At 65.3% G+C, this 17,573-nt stretch carries 15 protein-coding genes; 9 read left to right on the top strand and 6 right to left on the bottom strand.

Going from position 1 to position 17,573, the window contains the following annotated elements; genetic code table 11:
- Window positions 1-3: 3 nt before the first annotated feature.
- The 6 genes from QA640_RS28495 to QA640_RS28470 form a co-directional block, all read right to left on the bottom strand.
- Window positions 4-2,220: an ABC transporter permease gene (locus QA640_RS28495; RefSeq protein WP_283036193.1), complete on the bottom strand. Its 2,217-nt coding sequence runs from the start codon at window positions 2,218-2,220 to the stop codon at window positions 4-6.
- The gene (locus QA640_RS28490; RefSeq protein WP_283036192.1) at window positions 2,213-2,995 is read right to left on the bottom strand and encodes an ABC transporter ATP-binding protein; all 783 of its coding nucleotides are present in this window, start codon (window positions 2,993-2,995) and stop codon (window positions 2,213-2,215) included. The genes QA640_RS28495 and QA640_RS28490 overlap by 8 nt, the downstream gene beginning before the upstream one ends.
- Window positions 2,988-4,067, bottom strand: coding sequence for a branched-chain amino acid ABC transporter permease (locus tag QA640_RS28485; RefSeq protein ID WP_283036191.1), 1,080 nt, complete (start codon window positions 4,065-4,067; stop codon window positions 2,988-2,990). Before QA640_RS28485 ends, QA640_RS28490 begins: the two co-directional genes overlap by 8 nt.
- Before the next feature lies 1 nt (window position 4,068).
- On the bottom strand, window positions 4,069-5,079 hold the full coding sequence (locus QA640_RS28480) for a branched-chain amino acid ABC transporter permease (protein ID WP_283036190.1): 1,011 nt from the start codon (window positions 5,077-5,079) through the stop codon (window positions 4,069-4,071).
- A 195-nt stretch (window positions 5,080-5,274) separates the two neighbouring features.
- Window positions 5,275-6,102, bottom strand: coding sequence for an AraC family transcriptional regulator (locus tag QA640_RS28475; RefSeq protein WP_283036189.1), 828 nt, complete (start codon window positions 6,100-6,102; stop codon window positions 5,275-5,277).
- Between the two features lie 124 nt (window positions 6,103-6,226).
- Window positions 6,227-7,477, bottom strand: a complete 1,251-nt coding sequence (locus QA640_RS28470) for an ABC transporter substrate-binding protein (protein ID WP_283036188.1) — start codon at window positions 7,475-7,477, stop codon at window positions 6,227-6,229.
- 344 nt (window positions 7,478-7,821) lie between these two features.
- Between QA640_RS28470 and QA640_RS28465 the strand changes: the two genes are divergently transcribed.
- From QA640_RS28465 to QA640_RS28425, 9 genes are all read left to right on the top strand, one after another.
- Complete coding sequence (locus QA640_RS28465; protein ID WP_283042916.1) at window positions 7,822-8,991, top strand: fumarylacetoacetate hydrolase family protein; 1,170 nt, start codon at window positions 7,822-7,824, stop codon at window positions 8,989-8,991.
- 263 nt (window positions 8,992-9,254) lie between these two features.
- Window positions 9,255-10,220 carry a galactofuranose ABC transporter, galactofuranose-binding protein YtfQ gene (ytfQ, locus tag QA640_RS28460; RefSeq protein ID WP_283036187.1) on the top strand — a complete coding sequence of 322 codons (966 nt, stop codon included), beginning with the start codon at window positions 9,255-9,257 and terminating at the stop codon, window positions 10,218-10,220.
- Window positions 10,221-10,347: 127 nt separating this feature from the next.
- Complete coding sequence (locus tag QA640_RS28455; RefSeq protein ID WP_283036186.1) at window positions 10,348-11,892, top strand: sugar ABC transporter ATP-binding protein; 1,545 nt, start codon at window positions 10,348-10,350, stop codon at window positions 11,890-11,892.
- Window positions 11,889-12,881 (top strand): ABC transporter permease, encoded by a 993-nt coding sequence (locus QA640_RS28450; protein WP_283036185.1) that lies wholly within the window; start codon window positions 11,889-11,891, stop codon window positions 12,879-12,881. Before QA640_RS28455 ends, QA640_RS28450 begins: the two co-directional genes overlap by 4 nt.
- Window positions 12,878-13,858: a galactofuranose ABC transporter, permease protein YjfF gene (gene yjfF, locus QA640_RS28445; protein WP_283036184.1), complete on the top strand. Its 981-nt coding sequence runs from the start codon at window positions 12,878-12,880 to the stop codon at window positions 13,856-13,858. The genes QA640_RS28450 and yjfF overlap by 4 nt, the downstream gene beginning before the upstream one ends.
- Window positions 13,855-14,622 carry a FadR/GntR family transcriptional regulator gene (locus QA640_RS28440; protein ID WP_283036183.1) on the top strand — a complete coding sequence of 256 codons (768 nt, stop codon included), beginning with the start codon at window positions 13,855-13,857 and terminating at the stop codon, window positions 14,620-14,622. Before yjfF ends, QA640_RS28440 begins: the two co-directional genes overlap by 4 nt.
- On the top strand, window positions 14,619-15,545 hold the full coding sequence (locus tag QA640_RS28435) for a Gfo/Idh/MocA family oxidoreductase (protein ID WP_283036182.1): 927 nt from the start codon (window positions 14,619-14,621) through the stop codon (window positions 15,543-15,545). Before QA640_RS28440 ends, QA640_RS28435 begins: the two co-directional genes overlap by 4 nt.
- A gap of 2 nt (window positions 15,546-15,547) precedes the next feature.
- The gene (locus QA640_RS28430; protein WP_283036181.1) at window positions 15,548-16,624 is read left to right on the top strand and encodes an aldose epimerase family protein; all 1,077 of its coding nucleotides are present in this window, start codon (window positions 15,548-15,550) and stop codon (window positions 16,622-16,624) included.
- The gene (locus tag QA640_RS28425; RefSeq protein ID WP_283036180.1) at window positions 16,621-17,502 is read left to right on the top strand and encodes an SMP-30/gluconolactonase/LRE family protein; all 882 of its coding nucleotides are present in this window, start codon (window positions 16,621-16,623) and stop codon (window positions 17,500-17,502) included. The genes QA640_RS28430 and QA640_RS28425 overlap by 4 nt, the downstream gene beginning before the upstream one ends.
- The last annotated feature ends 71 nt before the right edge of the window (window positions 17,503-17,573 follow it).

The raw sequence follows: 17,573 nt of genomic DNA, 5'->3' as shown, positions 1-17,573 counted from the left end.
CGGTCACCTCGCCATTCTCCGGCGCGCCCCGGTGCGTCCGAACAGGGTTTTGAACGCACTGACGATCGTGGAGGCGAACTCGGAATCGTTGATGTTGTTCTTGACGCGGATGAGCTGGCGATTGCTCGTCTGCCGCACCGTGCGTTCGAGCGCACGGAAGAGCGTGGCATCGGCTTCGGGATCCCAGAACGGCTGTCCCTGCCTATCGAGCGCGGAGACGCCGCCCTCGGATATGAAGAACCGCACCGGCCCGTCCATCTGATTGAGCCGCTCGCCGATCCATCGCCCCATACGCTCGTTCTCGTCCACCGTGGTTCGCATCAGGGTGACCTGTGGGTTGTGGACGTGGAATTTACGGCCGCGATAGCGCTCGGGGATGGTGTCGGGCGCCCCGAAATTGACCATGTCGAGCGCACCCACGGAGCCGACATAGGGCACTCGGCTGCGGATGATCGCACCGAAGCGATCTTCGGTCGCTGGAAATACGCCGCCCATAAGGAGGTCGCAGACTTCCGTGGTCGTGAGATCGATTACGCCGGCAAGCTGGCCGGAGTCGACCAGCTTCTCCATCGAGCGCCCGCCGACGCCGGTGGCGTGGAAGACGAGGCATTCGAAATCATCGCGCAGATCGGTTGTGATCTTCTGCACCGCGGGCGTGGTCACGCCGAACATGGTGATGCCGATTGCGGGCAGGCTTGCGTCCACGGCGCGCTCTTTTGCCTCGCGCTGATCGAGACGTGCCTTGACCATGCCGGCGAGCGCGTTGGCACCGTTGGCGAGCACCGCGCGGGAGATCGAGTTGAGGCCCTGCACGTCAGTGACCGAATACATCATGGTGATGTCGGCCGGCCCGACATAGGGGCCGACATCGCCGGAAGCGACCGAGGAGATGATCAGCTTCGGCACGCCGACGGGAAGGGCGCGCATGCCGGGTGCAACGAGCGAGGCCGCGCCGGAGCCGCCGGCCGAGATGACACCTGCGACGTTACCCTGGCGGCGGAGCCAGTTGGCGAAGGCATCGGCCATCGCGGTCACGGCAGCGCCGCGGTCGGAGCCGAACACGGCTGATCCGCCACGGCCATGGTTCAGCGCGATTTCCTGGGCAGAGACGTCGCAGCTCGTGGGCCTGCCGCTGGTCGAGACATCAACGAGCCGCGTGCGCAAACCGCTTTCTGCGATGACGTCGCGAATGAAGCGCAGCTCCGTGCCCTTGGTGTCGAGCGTGCCGACGACGAGCACGACGGGCGGTCCGGCGGTCTGAGTCGTGACCGGCTCGCGCCTGCGCCGCGCGGTCTCGTCGAGACGCGCCACTTGCGTCGAGAGCGTGCGAGCTGCGGCCTCGATGCGCGCGATCGGAACCGGCTGCGACCAGCGCGTCGGCGGGGTCGGGTTGGAGATGTAGATGCGGATCGGGCCGCTCGGGCGCGCAGGCTGCTGCGCTGGTCTTGTCTCAGCGCCGGCCGCGGGTACATCGACATCAGGCTCGAGCCCGGCGTGCAGCCCGACGCCGAGCAGGCGCTGCTGCAAGTCGCGGTCGGCGGCGAGGCGAACGGAATCGATGATGCGGTTGATGCGACCGTTGACCATGATCGCGACGTTGCGCGAGACCGCGGTGGCAACGCCGATGTTCTGCTCGATGACGAGCACCGACATGTCGCCGTCCTCGCCAAGGCGAAGCAGCATCTCCTCGACCTGGGCGACGATAACGGGCGCAAGGCCCTCGGTCGGCTCGTCCATGATCAAGAGCTGGGGATTGGTGAGAAGCGCGCGCGAGATGGCGAGCATCTGCTGCTCGCCGCCGGAGAGCTGGCCGCCACCATGGCCCTTGCGCTCTGCGAGACGCGGAAAAGTGTCGTAGACGCGCTCGACGGTCCAGGCGCCGCTGCGGATACCGCCGGCAAGCCGCAGATGCTCGTCGACGCTGAGCGAGCGCCAAAGGCGGCGTCCCTGCGGCACATAGCCGACGCCGAGACGCGCGATATGTGCCGGCGGCCGCCTCGTGATGTCTTCGCCCCGAATGCGGATCGAGCCGCCGCTCACCCGCACGAGCCCCATGATGGCCTTGCACAGCGTTGTCTTGCCCATGCCGTTGCGGCCGACGACGGAGAACACGCCCGCGTCGAGCGAGAGTTCGACGCCTTGCAGCGCGTGCGAATGGCCGTAATAGACGTCGAGGCCTTTCACCTCGAGTGCGGCGGCGGTGCGGCGGACCTCATTCATGGCCGCCTCCGAGATAGAGCTCCTGCACCTCGGGGTCGGACTGGATCTCCTGCGGCAGGCCCTCCTTGAAGATGCGCCCGTTGTGCATCATCGTGACGCTCTCGACGACGCGCAGCGCGACATCCATGTCGTGCTCGATGATGATGTAGCCGATATGGGCGGGTAGGGAAGTCAGGATCTCGATCAGCTCCAGCCGCTCGGCGGGCGAGAGGCCCGCGGCCGGCTCGTCGAACAGCACGAAGCGTGGGGCGCCGGCCAGCGCCAGCGCGATTTCGAGCTGACGCTGCTGGCCATGCGCGAGCTCGGCAACGCGCTGGTCCTTCACCGTCGTCAGATGGACGGCTTGCACGAGATTGTCGGCGGCGTGCATCAATGCATCATTCGGGCCAGCGCGCAGGAGCGAGAAGCGCCCGCGCGAGACGCCGCGACAGGCCAGATAGACGTTGTCCTGCACGGTGAGGCCCGGGAAGAGCGCCGAGATCTGGTAGGTGCGCCTCAGGCCGCGGCGGATGCGCTCATAGGGCGGGAAATGCGTGATGTCCTCGCCGAAGAAGCGGATGGTGCCGGAGGAGGGCGGGAAGTCGCCGGTGATGCAATTGAAGAGCGTGGTCTTGCCGGCGCCGTTGGAGCCGAGCACTGCGCGCCGCTCGCCAGGCCGCACGGTGATGGTGACGTCGGTCAGCGCAGCGAGCGCGCCGAACAGCCGCGTCACGCCGCGCAGCTCGAGCGCTGCGCCGGCGCCGACGGCCGAGAGACGATGAGCGACGCTATCCATGACCGCTGCGTCCGCTTGAACGTGGTGCGCCGGTGCGCTGGCGCCAGCGCTGCCAGAGTCCGATGACGCCATCCGACGACCAGAATACGATGGCGAGGAAGCCGAGCCCGATCAGCAGCCGGAAACGATTGCCGTCGAGCCCGATCTTGACCAGAAAGTCGAGCGCAAAGGTGCGCAGCAGCACGAAGATCAGTGCGCCGATGTAAGGGCCGATCGGCCGCGTGATGCCGCCGACGATCGCAATGATGAGAATGTCGATGCAGGCGCCGACGCTGACCGAGCCGGGCGATATCTGCCGGTAGTTCCAGACCTGCAGCACGCCGGCCAGCGCCGCGACGAAAGACGCAAACGCGTAGGCCGCGACGCGATGGGCGTTGACGTTGAAGCCGAGCGCCGCCATGCGGCGCGGATTGTCGCGCACGCCTTGCAAGGCAAGGCCGAATGGCGCCCGCGAGATGTATTCGACCGCGAAATAGCACAGCGCGGCGACGCCGAGCACGACGTAGTAGAAGGGAATGTCGGCGCGCCAGTTGACGCCCCAGAAACGCGGCGTGCCGACGTTGTTGATGCCGGTGTGGCCGTTGAAGATCGCCCAGTTCTGGTTGGTGAAGTAGTAGAAGGCGGCGCCGATCGCGAGCGTGATCATGATGGTGTAGATGCCCTCGGTCCGCACCGCGAGTGCGCCACCGAGCGTGCCGAAGGCGGTGGCGAGTGCGAGCGCCATCGGGACTGCAAGCCACCACGGCCAGCCCAGGCTGATATTGGCGTTGTCGCTGGTGCCGAACACCGCGACCATGTAGGCGGCGAAGCCCCCGATGGTGAGCTGCATCAGGCTGACCATGCCGCCATAACCGGCGAGGAACATCAGGCTCAGCGCGATGGTGCCGAGGATCAGCGTCGTGGCAAAGATCTCGATCAGGAAGAAGCCGTTGGCGATGAGCGGCATGATCAAGAGAATGATGGCGACGATCCAGGTGGCGGGATTGTCGATCTCCGGCCAGCCACGTATCGCCGGTCGCTGCACGCCGGAAGCGGTGCGGACGGGAACGCGTGCGTCGTGGGTGACGGACATGTCAGCGCCTCGCGAGCAGGCCTTGCGGCCGGAGCGCCAGGACCAGCACCATGATCAGGAAGGTCACGACGATCGCATAGGTCGGGATGTAGACCGAACCGAGCTGCTCGGCGAGGCCGATGATCAGCGCGCCGAGGGCGGCGCCGGGGATTGAGCCCATGCCGCCGACGATCACGACCACGAGCGAGGCGAGCAGGAAGCGGATATCCTCGCCCGGCGAGAGCGATTGAAACGTGCCGCCGACGACCCCGGCGATGCCGGCAAGTCCGGCGCCGAGCGCAAAGACGAGCACGAACACGATCTGGATCCGCACGCCGGTTGCGGCGAGGATGTCGCGGTCATCGACGCCGGCGCGGATGATCATGCCGATCCGTGTGCGGTTGAGCGCGAGCCACATCGCGATCCCGATCACCACGGAGGCAGCGAAGATCACGAGCCGCACCAGCGGATAGCGGAGATAGACCGGCTCGCCCGAGGATTTGAGCGCCGTGATCAGCGGCAGCTCGACGGGGCCGATGAGCCAGCTCGGGGTCTGGATCTGGTAGAAGTCGCCGCCGGCTGCCCACAGCATGAGGTCGGCGAACACGATCGAGAGCCCGATCGTCACCATGGTCTGCCGCAGATCCTGGCCTTCCATGCGGCGGAAGACGACGACCTGGAGCAGGATGCCGACCAGCGCCGTCAGAATGAAGGCGACGATGAAGCTCAGGATCCACGAACCGGTTGAGGCGCTGATGGCGTAGCCGACATAGCCGCCGAACAAATAGAGCGAACCGTGCGCAAGGTTGACGTTGCGCATCAGGCCGAAGATCAGCGTGAAGCCGCTCGCGACCAGGAAGTAGAGCCCGCCGAGCGTGACGCCGTTGAAGACGGCGTTGAGGAACACCCGCTTGCGACCGATCGCCTCTTCCAGCCCAGGCGGCCAGACCGCGAAGATCAGCCAGAGCGCGAGCGCAATCGCGATGATGACGACAAGCGCCCAGGCAGGATGGCGTTCGACAAAGCGGGTCATAGCGATCGCTCCACCGCGGAGGCGCCGCGCCGACCATCATCCCGATGCAGGTCAGACAGCCCCGAGCAGGCTGCGTACCACGCCATGGACGTGCATCTCCCTGGGCTCGCGATCCTCTGGCGGGATCGCGTTCCGCGCATCCTAGCGAGGACACAAGGGTGGTGTTTGATCGTCAGTATCTTTTCGCGCGCGGCTTTACGCGCGCAAGACCTTGGCGGCGCGACGATAATCCGTCGGGGCCATGCCGACATTGGCAGCGAAGAAGCGGGTGAAACCGCTCTGCGAGGAGAAGCCGAGATCGAAGCCGATATCGGCGATCGGCGCTTCGCTCGCCACCAGCGCCTCCAGCGCCTGCTCCATGATCAGCGTGTTGAGATAGAGATGCGGGGTGACTCCGGTCTGGGTGCGGAACAGGCGGTAGAAATGCGGTCGCGACAGGCCGGATTCACGTGCGATGGTGTCGAGCTCCATCTCGGCGCCCGGGCTTTCCGACATCAGCTTGATGCATTTGCGAACACGGAAGTCGGTGACGGCGCCGGCTGCGCGGGCGTCGCGCGCAATCTCGGCCTGCTGCCAGCTTTCGTCGTAGCAGATGTCGATCAGCCGCCGCAGCTCCGAGTCGAGGCTCGAGAGCGAGGGGGCGCCGCACACCAGCGCTGCCGTCCTGCGGATGTGCTTGTCGAGCGCTGGCGTGCGCTTGAATTGGGTGCGGCCGAAACGCAGCCGGTCGGCGCCTGGCGCATCGGGCGCGAACCAATCGGCGTTGACGTAGAGCACGAAGAAGATCGCGCCGGCCTCGAGATCGGAGGGCAGGAAATTGTGCGGTTCCCAGGGGTTGACGGCGACGACGGAGGTTTCGTCGAGCTGGAAGCGGTGGTCACAGACATCGATGCATGCCGGCATGCCGCCGACGTGGAAGATCAGATGACCCTCGCGATGCGCATGGATGTTGAAAGGGCGGTTCAATTGATAAACCGTTGCGCGACCGAACCGGCCATGGAAGATGGCGAGCGCCCGGCTCATGCCTTTCCCTCCCGATGTTCTCTTGTTTTGCCGTTAGCGTTCAACAACCGGGGAGAGATTGCAAGGGCGGTGACCTCCGCGCCTCGCAAATCGCTCCCCGGTCGCAGTTGCGAACGTGATTGCGTCAGTACTTCTTACATTCCGGTACTGTACGGCTCGGCAGTCCGATCTTGGCGAACACCGCCGGGTCGTAGCCGAGGGTCTGGTTCACGTTCGGGATCACCTTCACGACCTTCGAGAACAGTGCGCCCTTGCCGTCATCGACGACCTCGGTCACGAAGTTGGTGCCGATCGCCTGGCGGTTGGAGTCGAGCTTGATCTTGCCGTTCGGCGCATCGATCTCGATCTTCGCCAGTGCGGCCTTGAGCTTCGACTGATTGTCGCTGAGATCGCCATTGACCTGGCGCAGCGCGAGAATCAGCGCCATGGTCGAGCCGTAGTAGTTGGTCGCGAGCAGCGACGGGCTCGGGAAGCGCTTGTTCGGCGGGAAGGCGTCCTGATAGTCCTTCACGAATTTCTGCCAGCCTGGATCCTCCCAGGTGTCGGCCTGGCCGCTCGCCGCGATTGTGCCGATCAGAGCGTTTTTGGCGTTGCCTTTGGAGGACAGGATGGTCTGGTCGATCATGATCGAGCCGCCCATCAGATGCGCCTTGCCTCCGGCCTGCTGGTACTGGTTGAGGAAGTTGACAGCGTCGGCGCCGCCGAGGCCGAGATAGATCGCATCGACATCGTCGGGCAGCGCGGCGATCACCGAGGCAAAGTCCTTGGTGCCGAGCGGCACCCATTGCCGGTTGGTGACCTGTCCGCCCATGCCGCAGAAGTCGAGCACGAGACCGAACACCTGGGTGTAGATGAAAGAGTAATCCTCGCCGACCGTCGCGATCTTGCGATAGCCTTTGGTTTCATAGGCGTATTTGCCGAGGCCCACCTGCCACTGCGCGCCGTCCATGTTGTAGCGGAAGAAGTTCGGCGCCGGATCGACGTAAGTGGTTTCCTGCGCGCCGGAGGCCGCGTTGACGAAGGTCAGCTCGGGATGGGTCTTCGCAAAGTTCTTCACTGCGATGCCCTCGTCACCGGAGAGCGGTGAGAGCAGGATTTGCACCTTGTCCTGCTCGATCAGCTTGCGCACGGCGCGCACCGCGGAGTCAGGCGTTGCGTCGGTTGAGGCGACGATGAATTCGAGTTCCTTGTCGCCGACCTTCTTGCCGAGCACGTTGAGTGCCGTCTGGTGACCGCGCATGCCGTCCTCACCGAGCACGGTGTAGGTGCCTTCGAGCGTTGCGGTGACGCCGACCTTGATCTTCTCCTGAGCCAGCGCCGCGCCCGAAAGCAACAGGCTGCTCAGCGCGATAAGTCCCACACTGCCTTTCAACATTGCTCTCCTCCCTGGGGTCGTCATTATTTGCCGTCATTCTTCGCCGGTAGCTCGTTGGCACGAGGCATACGGTTCTTGAAACGAAGGCTAACCGAACTCGGATGCAGCGCACGCGTCGGAGGCATGCGTGGCTTAACGGGCAGTCTCATTTTGAATGTTGCGTCGCAAATGGTTCCGCGGTGCAATAGGCGACAGCGCGCGATCTGGTTGAATCGCGTTTGTCCAGTGGCGGAGCGCCCGCAAATGGTGTTCTTGGTGCTGGCGAGCGGCGCGTCTGTCGCGCCAGGGGACGGATGACAACGAATGAGAAAAGGACCGATGCAATGAATTCGGAAACGGCCAGGATGATACTGACGGCGAAGGACGTTTTGCCTGAGGACGGGACGCGCGGCACGCTGGTCGGTCGCGTCTGGCTGCCGCGGGTCAACGGTCCTGCCGTGGTCGCGGTGCGCAGCGACGGCGTATTCGACATCACGGCGCGGTTTCCGACCGTCAGCGCGCTGTGCGAGGAGGGCGATCCGGCAAAGGCGGTGCGCGAGACCAAGGGCGAGCGCATCGGCGATCTCGAGGCGATTGCGGCCAACACGCCGTCCGATCAGCGCGACCGGCAAAAGCCCTGGCTGCTCGCGCCGCTCGACCTTCAAACCTTGAAGGCCGCCGGCGTGACCTTTGCCATCTCCATGCTGGAGCGCGTGATCGAGGAGCGGGCGAAGGGCAATCCGGCCTCGGCCGAAGCCATCCGCAAGGAGGTGACGCGGCTCATCGGTGACGATCTGTCGAAGCTCAAGCCGGGCTCGGAGCAGGCGATGCGGCTGAAGCAGATCCTGATCGAGCAGAACGCCTGGAGCCAGTATCTGGAGGTCGGCATCGGGCCCGATGCGGAGGTGTTCACCAAGGCGCCCGTACTGTCGTCGGTCGGCGCCGGGATGGATGCCGGGCTGCACCCGAAATCGACCTGGAACAATCCGGAGCCGGAGCTGGTGCTGTTCGTCTCGAGTCGCGGCAAGATCGTCGGTGGTGCGCTCGGCAATGACGTGAACCTGCGCGACTTCGAGGGGCGCTCGGCGTTGCTGTTGTCGAAGGCCAAGGACAACAACGCCTCTTGTGCCATCGGCCCGCTGCTGCGGCTGTTCGACGACACTTTCTCCCTCGATGACGCGCGCAAGCTGGACATCAGCCTCAACGTGAAGGGGCAGGACGGATTTGTGCTCAACGGCCATTCCTCGATCAGCAAGATCAGCCGCGACCCCACCGATCTCGTCGCGCAGACGATCGGCACCGTCCATCAATATCCTGACGGCTTCGTGCTGTTCCTCGGCACGATGTTCGCGCCGGTCGAGGATCGCGATTCGCCGGGGCAGGGGTTCACCCACAAGCGCGACGACATCGTCACGATCGCAGCCCCCGAGCTCGGCAAGCTCACCAACCGCATGCGCACAAGCGACGAGTGCGAGCCCTGGAGCTTCGGCATCGGCGCGCTGATGAAGAACCTCGCGCAGCGCAAGCTGCTGTAGTGCCTGGGGCCGGCATCGGGAAAGACCACGTTCGAAACCGATGTTGGCCTTTGCTTGCACAAAAATATCGAAAACAACCCCATGCAAAGGAGTGCCGCGGATGCTTTGCGAGAAATTTTTGTGATCAGTCATATAGTCAAATAATATGACTATACGGGCCCGAACTTCCGTGAAATAGTGCCTCCCGCCGCCCCAAGGGGCGGACTAGTTGGTGCCATAATACCAATTGGCATCCGAGATAAATATTTTGGGAGACACGCCTGATGATCCTCAAAGCTCTCTTTGCGGCCACCGCCTCGGCCGCGCTGCTGCTTTCGCTGCCGGCCAATGCCGGCCAGCTCACAATCGGTTTTTCGCAGATCGGATCGGAATCCGGATGGCGCGCCGCGGAGACCTCGGTCTCCAAGCAGGAAGCGGCCAAGCGCCAGGTCAACCTGAAGATCGCCGACGCCCAGCAGAAGCAGGAGAATCAGATCAAGGCGATCCGGTCCTTCATTGCGCAGAACGTCGACGCGATCTTCCTTGCGCCGGTGGTCTCGACCGGATGGGACGCGGTGCTGAAGGAGGCCAAGGAAGCCAAGATCCCGGTCGTGCTGCTCGACCGCGACATCGATCCGTCGGGCAAGGACCTCTATCTGACCGCGGTCACCTCGGACAGCGTGCACGAAGGCGCCGTCGCCGGCGAGTGGCTCGCCAAGACGGTCGGCGAGAAGGCCTGCAACGTCGTGGAATTGCAGGGCACGGTCGGCGCCAGCGTCGCCACCAACCGCAAGAAGGGCTTTGACTCAGTCGTCGCCAAGCATCCGAACCTGAAGGTGGTGCGCAGCCAGACCGGCGACTTCACCCGCGCCAAGGGCAAGGAAGTGATGGAGAGCTTCATCAAGGCCGAAGGCGGCGGCAAGTCGATCTGCGCGGTCTATGCGCATAATGACGACATGATGGTCGGCGCGATCCAGGCCATGAAGGAAGCCGGCCTCAAGCCCGGCAAGGACGTCCTGACCGTCTCGATCGACGCGGTTCCCGACATCTTCAAGGCGATGGCCGCTGGCGAAGCCAATGCCACGGTCGAGCTGACGCCGAACATGGCCGGGCCCGCGCTCGACGTCATCGCCGCCTTCAAGGACAAGGGCACCGCTCCGCCGAAATGGATCCAGACGGAATCGAAGCTCTACACCGCCTCCGACGATCCGCAGAAGGTCTACGACAGCAAGAAGGGTCTCGGTTACTGAGGCCTCCCGTGCGCTACCGCGGCTGATGCACCTGCGGTGGCGCGCACCTCTTCGAAACTGCTAAGCGTGGTGAATTGGCTGGACGTCCGCAACCCTACAAGCGGACGCCAGCGGGAGTGACGTCGCAATGGAGACCGGCCCGGATTCTACCCCTTGTCTGCTGGAGGTGCGTGGGATCAGCAAGAGTTTTGGCGCTGTGCGGGCGTTGCAGGACGTCGATTTCATGCTTCGTGCCGGCGAGATCCATGCCCTGCTCGGCGAGAACGGCGCCGGCAAGTCCACGCTGATCAAGGTGGTCACCGGCGTATTCCCGCGCGATGCCGGAATCGTTCGGCTCGGCGGCGCCGAGGTCGCCCCGCGATCGTCGAAGGCGGCGCTGGAAGCCGGGATTGCCACCGTCTATCAGGAAGTAAATTTGTTGCCCAATCTGTCGGTGGCGCAGAATCTTTTTCTCGACCGGCAGCCGATGCGCTTCGGTATCGTCCGCGAAGGCGAGATGCGCCGGCGGGCAAAGGCGTTGCTGGCCGAGTTCGGCCTCGACATCGACGTGGCGGCGCCGCTCGGCAGCTACTCCGTCGCAATCCAGCACGTCACGGCGATTGCCCGGGCTGTCGATCTGTCGGCGCGCGTTCTCATTCTCGACGAGCCGACCGCGAGCCTCGACCGCCACGAGGTCGAGATTCTCTTCAAGATCATGCGCCAGCTTGCCGGCCGCGGCATCGGCATCGTCTTCGTCAGCCACTTCCTCGACCAGGTCTATGAAATCTCCGACCGCATCACCGTCTTGCGCAACGGCCGGCTGGTCGGCGAGCGCGAGACGGCATCGCTGCCGCGGCTCGAACTGATTCGGATGATGCTCGGCCGCGAGCTTGCCGAGACCACCAGCGCCCGCGCGTCCACGAGCGCGCGTCAGGAGCGCGAGGTTTGCGCGAGCTTCGAGGGGTACGGCAAGGCCGGCTACGTCGCGCCGTTCGATCTCGAGCTGCGCCATGGCGAGGTCGTCGGCCTTGCCGGCCTGCTCGGCTCGGGCCGAACCGAGACCGCGCGGCTGGTATTCGGCGCCGAGCGTTCCGATCATGGCCAGGCGAAAGTGGAGGGCGCAGCCGTGCGGCTGCAAACACCGCGCGACGGCGTCCGCCACGGTTTCGGCTATTGCCCAGAGGAGCGCAAGACCGAAGGCATCGTGGCCGAGCTTACGGTGCGCGAGAACATCGTCTTGGCACTCCAGGCCAAGCGCGGCCTGCACCGGCCGCTGTCGCGCCGCGAGCAGGACGAGATCGCATCGCGTTTCGTCAAGCTGCTCGACATCCGCCCGCCCGATCCGGAACGTCCGGTCGGCCTGTTGTCGGGCGGCAATCAGCAAAAGGTGCTGCTGGCGCGCTGGCTTGCAACCTCGCCGCGACTCCTCGTGCTGGACGAGCCGACTCGCGGCATCGACGTCGGGGCGCATGCCGAGATCATTCGCCTGATCCGCGAGCTCTGCGACGACGGTCTGTCACTGCTCGTGATCTCCTCCGAGCTCGACGAGATCGTCACCTATTCGGATCGCGTCGTCGTGCTGCGCGACCGTGCCCATGTCGAAGAGTTGCAGGGCGAAGCGGTCGACGTCTCCAATGTTCTGGCGGCGATCGCCGCCGACGGCAGTGGCGCGGCGCAGGAGGGCAGGCCATGACCGCTCTGCTGCCGCGCCGGGGCCTTGCCCAGATCTTTGCGCTGATCATCATCCTGATGGTCGACCGCGCCGTCTCGCCGCAATTCTTCGATCTGCGCCTGCAGGACGGGCGACTGTTCGGCAGCATGATCGACGTGCTCAACCGCGGCACCCCGGTGGCGCTGCTCTCGCTCGGCATGGTGCTGGTGATTGCGACGCGCGGCATCGACCTCTCGGTCGGCGCCGTCATGGCGATCTCGGGCGCCATCGCGGCGAGCCTCGCCGACAGCCACGGCCTGCCGGTGGTGCTGGCGGCCGCGCTCGGCGCCGGCCTCGTCTGCGGCCTCTGGAATGGTTTTCTGGTCGGCATCCTCGGCATGCAGCCGATCGTGGCGACGCTGATCCTGATGGTCGCCGGCCGCGGCATCGCCCAGCTCATCACCGCGGGGCGCATCGTCACCTTCACCTCGCCCGATCTGGTCTGGCTCGGCAACGGTGCCATCCTCGGCGTTCCCGTGCCGGTCGCGATTGCCCTGGGCATGCTGATCCTCACCGGCGCCGTGGTGCGCGGCTCGGCGCTCGGGCTTTTGATCGAGGCAACCGGCGGCAATGCGCGGGCAAGCGAACTCGCCGGCGTCGGCACGCGCGCCATGATTTTGGCGGTCTATGTCTGGTGCGGCGTCTGTGCGGCGCTTGCGGGCGTGATCGCCGCGGCCGACATCATGGGGGCTGATGCCAACAATGCCGGGCTTTGGCTCGAACTCGACGCGATCCTGGCCGTCGTGATCGGCGGAACCTCGCTGTTCGGCGGCCGCTTCAGCCTCTTGCTCGCCGTGCTCGGCGCGCTCATCATCCAGACGATGAACACGGGCATTCTCTTGTCGGGCTATCCCCCGGAATTCAACCTCCTGGTCAAGGCCGTGGTGGTGCTGGCGGTGCTGCTGTTGCAATCGCCGAAGCTGACAGACCTGTCCGGAATCGTGGCGCGTATCCGGGGGACGAAAGCATGAAGGGCCTGCCGCCCGTCCTCATTACGGCCATCGTGCTCGTTGCCGGCTTTGTGCTTTGCGCGCTGCAATTTCCCAACATTGCCTCGACCCGCGTGGTCTGCAATCTCCTGACCGACAACGCCTTCCTCGGCATCGTCGCGACCGGCATGACCTTCGTGATCATCTCGGGCGGCATCGACCTGTCGGTCGGCTCGGTGATCGGCTTCACCACTGTTTTCGTCGCGCTCGCGATCGAGCGCTGGGGCATGCCGCCGCTGGCCGCGTTCGTGGCGATCCTGGCGCTGTCCGCGGCCTTCGGCGCGGCGATGGGCGCCGTCATCCATCTGTTCGACCTGCCGCCGTTCATCGTCACGCTGGCCGGCATGTTCCTCGCGCGCGGCGCAAGCTTCCTGCTCTCGACGGAATCGGTGCCGATCACCGCGCCGATCTATTCGACGGTCTCGGACTTTGCGCTGCGACTACCGGGCGGCGGGCGGCTGACGGCGGTTGCGATCATCATGCTGGTCATCGTGATCGGCGGAGCGCTGCTGCTGCAGCTCACCCGCTTCGGCGCCAATGTCTACGCGCTCGGCGGCAGCCGCGTCACGGCGAGCCTGATGGGTGTCGCCGTCGGCAAAATGACGATCCGCATCTACATGCTGTCGAGCCTGCTCGCGGGCATCGCCGGCATCGTCTTCTCCTTCTACACCGGCGCCGGCTATTCGCTCTCGGCCGTCGGCGTCGAGCTCGACACCATCGCGGCGGTCGTGATCGGCGGCACGCTGCTCACGGGCGGGCAGGGCTCGGTGGTCGGAACGTTCATCGGCGTCCTCATTCAGGGCCTGATCCAGACCTACATCAATTTCGACGGGACACTGTCGAGCTGGTGGACCAAGATCGCGACCGGCGTTCTGCTGTTCGCATTCATCGTCCTGCAGCAGGTCATGATCGCAATCGCGCGCCGGCCGGCCGTGAGACCCGCGGGAGCCACGTCATGACCTCGCGCATAGTCGTCATCCCGACACGGCGGGCCCATTCCAACCATGCGGAAGTGTCCCGCTCGATCGGGGTCGACATCATCGCAGGTCGCTATGCCGAAGGCACACGGCTGCCTGGTGATGCCGAGCTGACCTCGATGTTCGGCGTCTCGCGACCGGTGCTTCGCGAGAGCGTGAAGACCCTTGTTGCAAAAGGTCTGCTCACCACCAAGGCGCGGGTTGGCACCGTCGTGCGCGAGCGCGGCGCCTGGAACATGTTCGACGCCGACGTGCTGGCCTGGCATCTCGACGCAGGCATCGACAGGCGCTTCCTCAACGATCTCGCCGAGATACGTCTTGCGGTCGAGCCGCGCGCGGCGGCGCTCGCGGCCAAGCGTCGTTCGGAGGAGGACATCGCCGAGCTTCAGCGCAGCATGGACCGCATGCGGCGCGAGGCGTCCGAGTCCGTCGACTTTGCCGAAGCCGACCTCGCCGTGCACCTTGCGGTGGCGCGAGCGTCGGGCAATCCGTTCATGCGCTCCGTCGGTCATGTGATCGAGGCTGCCTTGCGTGCGGCTTTCATGCTCAGTGCACCGGCCGGGTCGGAAGACCGCGAGACTGCTTTGCTCTGGCACCAAAAGATCGTCGATTCGATCGCAGCCAGCGATCCCGATGCCGCGGCCGAAGCCATGGCGTTCGTCATTCACAACGGCATGCGCCGGCATAAGGCAGCGGCGGTCGAAACAGCCCCGGCGGAATCTGCAGGATCTGGAGAAAGTCTGTGACTGAACTTCGTATCGCCATCGTCGGCTTCGGGAAGATCGCGCGCGACCAGCACGTCGCGGCGATCGCGGCGACACCGGGCGCAACACTTGCCGCCATCGCGAGCCGCAACGCCTCGCTGCCGGACCTGCCGCATTTCGCCACCATCGAGGAGCTGCTCGCAAAGGGCCCGCCGATCGATGCTGTGTCGCTGTGCACGCCGCCGCAGGTGCGGCGCGCGCAGGCCTTTGCGGCGATTGCCGCCGGCAAGCATGTGATGCTTGAAAAGCCGCCGGGTCTCAGCGTCAGCGAACTCGATCCACTGGTCGCGATGGCGAAAGATGCGAAGCGGACGCTGTTTGCGACCTGGCACTCGCGCTTTGCCCCCGCCGTCGGCCCGGCGCGGCAATGGCTTTCCGCGCGCCGGATCAAGTCCCTGCACATAAGCTGGAAGGAAGACGTCCGCGTCTGGCATCCCGGGCAGGGCTGGATCTGGGAGCCGGGCGGGCTCGGCGTATTCGATCCCGGCATCAATGCGCTTTCGATCCTGACGCGCATCCTGCCACGCCAGGTTTTCGTGACCGCGGCCGAGCTGTCCTTCCCCGCCAATCGCGACGCGCCGATTGCGGCGAATTTGATGCTCACCGATGCCGGCGGCCTGCCGATCACGGCCGAATTCGACTTCCGACAGACCGGCCCGCAGAGCTGGGACATCGTGGCGGAGACCGATCAGGGCCGGATGATACTGTCGGGCGGCGGCGCCCGCATGGCCGTCGATGGCAAAGTGCTTGCGGAAGAGCCGGAAGCCGAATATCGCGGGCTCTACCGGCGTTTCGTCGAGCTTGCGGCGACGGGGGAGAGCGACGTCGATCTGACGCCGTTCCGTCTCGTTGCCGACGCCTTCATGCTTGGCAAGCGCAACGTCGTCGAACCGTTCGTGGAATGATCATGGCAGGCAGCCGCATCACAAAGGATGTCTTCGGAACGCTGCCGGATGGTCGCGCCGTCGAGCGCGTGGTGCTGCGCGGGCAGGGCGGTTTCGAAGCCCGCATCATCACGCATGGTGCGGTGATTCAGGCGCTGATCGCCCCGGATGCCAAGGGCGCACCCGACGACGTCGTGCTCGGCTTTGACGATTTCGCGGGCTATCTCGCCGAGCGGAAGTTTTTCGGCGCAACGGTCGGGCGCTATGCCAACCGTATCGCTGACGCGCGCTTCGTGCTCGATGACGAGACGGTGCAACTCGCCGCCAACAACGGCCCGAACGCGTTGCACGGTGGTCTGGACGGCTTTGACCGCAAGCTCTGGCAGATCGCCGACCTCGCTGACGGCGCGGAGCCTGCGGTCACGCTCACTTATGCAAGCGAGCACGGCGAGGAGGGGTACCCGGGTCGGCTCGACGTTCGTCTCACCTATCGGGTGATCGGCCCTGCCGAATTGTCGGTCAGCATGGAGGCGCGGAGCGATCGTCCAACCATCGTCAATCTCACCAACCACAGCTTCTTCAACCTCGAAGGCGCGACCTCGGGGACGGCGATCCTCGATCACAAGCTCATGGTCGCGGCCGATCATTTCCTGGCGATCGATCCGGCGGCGATCCCGCTGACCGGGTCGCCGTACGCGGTTGCCGGCACGCCCTTCGACTTCCGTGAGGCCACTCCGATCGGCGCGCGGATACGGCAAAACGATCAGCAATTGCGCAACGGCAAGGGCTATGACCACACGTTCTGCCTTCCGCGGGACGGCAGCTTGCGTCTTGCCGCGCGCCTGGAGGCGCCGCGCTCGGGACGCGTCATGGAGCTGTTCACGGATCAGCCGGGCTTGCAGGTCTATTCCGGCAACTACCTCGACGGCTCGGTGGCGGGCAAAGGCGGCCGGCTGTACCGGCAGTCCGACGCGCTCTGCCTGGAGCCGCACATCTGGCCGAATTCGCCGAACCGGCCGGATTTCCCGAGCCCGCGTCTTGCGCCGGGAAGCGTTTACCAGCACCACACGGTCTATCGCTTCGGAGTGAATTCGCCATGACCGAGCATGTGCCGACCTCTGTCCTTTGCGCCGAGCATTGCCATCTCGGCGAGGGCCCGACCTATGACGTCACCACCGATACCGCGTGGTGGTTCGACATCCGCGAAGGTCGCCTTTACGAAGCCCATCTCGGCCGCGGCAGTATCAGCGTCCACGCGCTCGGCCGGATGGCGAGCGCGCTCGGCCGCATCGACGCCGAGCGGCAGCTGATCGTGGCCGAGGACGGCCTCTACGTCCGCAAGCTCGCTGATGGCGCGATGACGCTCTATCGTGCGCTGGAAGCCGACAACCCGGCGACGCGGTCGAACGACGCGCGCGTGCATCAATCCGGCACGTTCTGGATCGGCACCATGGGCCGCAACGCGGAAGCGGGCGCCGGCGCGATCTACGCGCTCCATCGCGGCAAGATCTCGACGCTGTTTCCCGGCATCAGCATTCCGAACTCGATCTGCTTCTCGCCGGACGGCGCGATCGGATACTTCGCCGACACCGCGCGTCACGTGCTCTATCGCATTCCGCTCAATCCGGCGACCGGATTGCCGCGCGGCGAGCCGGAGGTGCTGGTGCGCCACACCGGCGTCGGCGGTCTCGACGGTTCGGTGGTCGATGCCGACGGATTGATCTGGAACGCGCGCTGGGGCGGCGCCTGCGTCGACGTCTATAGTCCCGAAGGCGAGCGCTTGCGCTCGCTTGCGGTGCCGGCGCAGCAGTCGAGCTGCCCCGCCTTCATCGGGCCCGATCTGTCACGCCTTCTTGTCACTTCTGCATGGCAGGATATGGATGCGGCGGCACGCGCCGCCGATCCGCAGGCCGGCTGCACCTTCATCCTCGAGGCTGCTGCGCGCGGTCGCGCGGAGCCCGACGTCAAGCTTGAATAGGAGACACAAGGCGCACCAACACACCGAGTTCTACTGCAACGACGAAACGTTCCAACCCCCAAGGGAGTGAA

It is taken from the genome of Bradyrhizobium sp. CB82 (assembly GCF_029714405.1).
Taxonomy (GTDB): Bacteria; Pseudomonadota; Alphaproteobacteria; order Rhizobiales; family Xanthobacteraceae; genus Bradyrhizobium.
This window is presented reverse-complemented; position numbering and strand designations above follow the sequence as displayed.

Bases quoted from the DNA above. Each gene is read 5' to 3' on its own strand.
- QA640_RS28495 (WP_283036193.1), bottom strand. From the start codon at position 2,220: ATGAATGAGGTCCGCCGCACCGCCGCCGCACTCGAGGTGAAAGGCCTC.
- QA640_RS28490 (WP_283036192.1), bottom strand. From the start codon at position 2,995: ATGGATAGCGTCGCTCATCGTCTCTCGGCCGTCGGCGCCGGCGCAGCG.
- QA640_RS28485 (WP_283036191.1), bottom strand. From the start codon at position 4,067: ATGTCCGTCACCCACGACGCACGCGTTCCCGTCCGCACCGCTTCCGGC.
- QA640_RS28480 (WP_283036190.1), bottom strand. From the start codon at position 5,079: ATGACCCGCTTTGTCGAACGCCATCCTGCCTGGGCGCTTGTCGTCATC.
- QA640_RS28475 (WP_283036189.1), bottom strand. From the start codon at position 6,102: ATGAGCCGGGCGCTCGCCATCTTCCATGGCCGGTTCGGTCGCGCAACG.
- QA640_RS28470 (WP_283036188.1), bottom strand. From the start codon at position 7,477: ATGTTGAAAGGCAGTGTGGGACTTATCGCGCTGAGCAGCCTGTTGCTT.
- QA640_RS28465 (WP_283042916.1), top strand. From the start codon at position 7,822: ATGATACTGACGGCGAAGGACGTTTTGCCTGAGGACGGGACGCGCGGC.
- ytfQ (WP_283036187.1), top strand. From the start codon at position 9,255: ATGATCCTCAAAGCTCTCTTTGCGGCCACCGCCTCGGCCGCGCTGCTG.
- QA640_RS28455 (WP_283036186.1), top strand. From the start codon at position 10,348: ATGGAGACCGGCCCGGATTCTACCCCTTGTCTGCTGGAGGTGCGTGGG.
- QA640_RS28450 (WP_283036185.1), top strand. From the start codon at position 11,889: ATGACCGCTCTGCTGCCGCGCCGGGGCCTTGCCCAGATCTTTGCGCTG.
- yjfF (WP_283036184.1), top strand. From the start codon at position 12,878: ATGAAGGGCCTGCCGCCCGTCCTCATTACGGCCATCGTGCTCGTTGCC.
- QA640_RS28440 (WP_283036183.1), top strand. From the start codon at position 13,855: ATGACCTCGCGCATAGTCGTCATCCCGACACGGCGGGCCCATTCCAAC.
- QA640_RS28430 (WP_283036181.1), top strand. From the start codon at position 15,548: ATGGCAGGCAGCCGCATCACAAAGGATGTCTTCGGAACGCTGCCGGAT.
- QA640_RS28425 (WP_283036180.1), top strand. From the start codon at position 16,621: ATGACCGAGCATGTGCCGACCTCTGTCCTTTGCGCCGAGCATTGCCAT.